General features: G+C 65.7%; 2 protein-coding genes. Both read right to left on the reverse strand.

Going from position 1 to position 1,610, the window contains the following annotated elements; genetic code table 11:
* A partial coding sequence (locus VGH54_RS25200) for a hypothetical protein (protein ID WP_331514859.1) occupies positions 1-512 on the reverse strand: 512 nt, incomplete at its 3' end.
* Positions 513-603: 91 nt separating this feature from the next.
* A partial coding sequence (locus VGH54_RS25205; RefSeq protein WP_331514858.1) for an SDR family NAD(P)-dependent oxidoreductase occupies positions 604-1,610 on the reverse strand: 1,007 nt, incomplete at its 5' end.

Genomic DNA, 1,610 nt, shown 5'->3' on the forward strand with positions numbered 1-1,610 from the left:
TGAACTGCCTCCTCCGGTCGAGGAAGGCGGCTGATCACCGGGCCGAAGAAGGCCACGCCGGTGGGTGGGCGGAAATGCAGGATCGGCGTCCCGACATCCTTGCCGGTCAACGTCAGCGCTTCGTCGGTCTCTGCGCGCAGCACCCCGTCCAACGTCGTATCGTCGAGGGCGCTCACCAGCTCGACCGGTAGTCCGGCGTCCCGCAGAATCGGTTCCAGAAAGCCTCGCGAACCTTGGTCGATGTGGGAGTTAGGGCCGCCGTCGGGCGCGCTGTCGAATATCCGTCGTCCCATAGCCAGGTACAGCGGCCCGACCGCTTCGGGCCCGTAGTCGATCCTGGCGCGCGCGGCGACCCGCAGCAACTTGAGCCCCGCGGTGTGCCCGTCCTCGTAGCCGGCCGGAAAATGGGCGTCGTAGTCGATGTGCGCGTTGATCATTCGCAATGAGATGAACCGCCAGTCCACCGTGTAGTCACGCTGCTCGGCCACCATGCGGACCCACTTGCTGGTCATCCAGGCGAACGGACACACCGGATCGAAATAGAAGTCGAGATCAGCGCGGTGATCGTCGGCAGAATGCGAGCGGGCCTGTGTGCTCACGGTGCTACTCCTTGTCCCAAAATGGGGTCGACCGTTGCGGTATCAGCCCTGGCGTGGCGTGGCCACCGGGCTTGTCCAGGAAGCGATGGACCGCCTGGTAGGCGTGGTCTTGAGTCGCCTGGTCGGCGAAGTCGGCGACGATGGTGGATTGGTCGACGAGCGGACCGGTCAGCTTCTTCGCCGCGCTCGCGTAAAACCCTCCGCTGCGCAGGTCACCTGCGACTAGGCCGTCGAGAAGTCGCTTCGCGCCGACTTCCAGGGGATGCGAGATACCGAACATCGGTCCGACATGCGGCATCACGCGCTGCATGATCACCCGAGGCACCGTGGCCAAGTCCCTGGGCGCGTCGGTGCCCGATGTGTTTCCCGGGCTCACGGTGAGCAGTCGAAGGTCGGGATGTTTTCGTGCCAGCGCAGCCATCCACAGCGCGCCGAGATACTTCACCTGGCCGTAGGCGAGCATGGGACTGACCTTGCGGCCGTGGAAGAACGATCCGTCAATGACCGACGCGAACTCTTCAACCGACCGGGTGTCAAACGTTGGCCGCTTCATCCGCAGTTTGGGTACCCCACGTGCGGCCTCGCTTCCGGTCAGCACAGCCGTCGACGTCAGCAATCCCGCATCGAGCAGGCCTTCCAGCAGAACCGCGTGACCGAGCACGTTGGACGCAAACATCGTTGTCGCCCCGTCGGCGGTGCGCGCCATCGGCGTGGGACCGCCCATGCCACCGGCGTTGAGCAGGACCGCCCGCAGCGGCTGCTCAAGTACGTTGAGCGCCGCGCGCACCGAGCCGACGTCTGCGGTATCCATGATCAGAACCTCGAAGACCGACCGGCCCGTGATCCGTTGCAGGTCGGCTTGCGCCGCCTCTGCCTTGGCCCGGTCGCGGCAGGCCAGGTAGATGGAGTCGACGTCGGCGCGCAGCGCCAACTGCCGCGCCACGTCTTTGCCGAGCCCGGCGTTGGCGCCGGTGACGAGGAATACGTTGTCGGGCATGGGTTTCAGCTCGC

Origin of the sequence: Mycobacterium sp. (assembly GCF_036488105.1) — a bacterium.
Lineage (GTDB): Bacteria > Actinomycetota > Actinomycetes > Mycobacteriales > Mycobacteriaceae > Mycobacterium.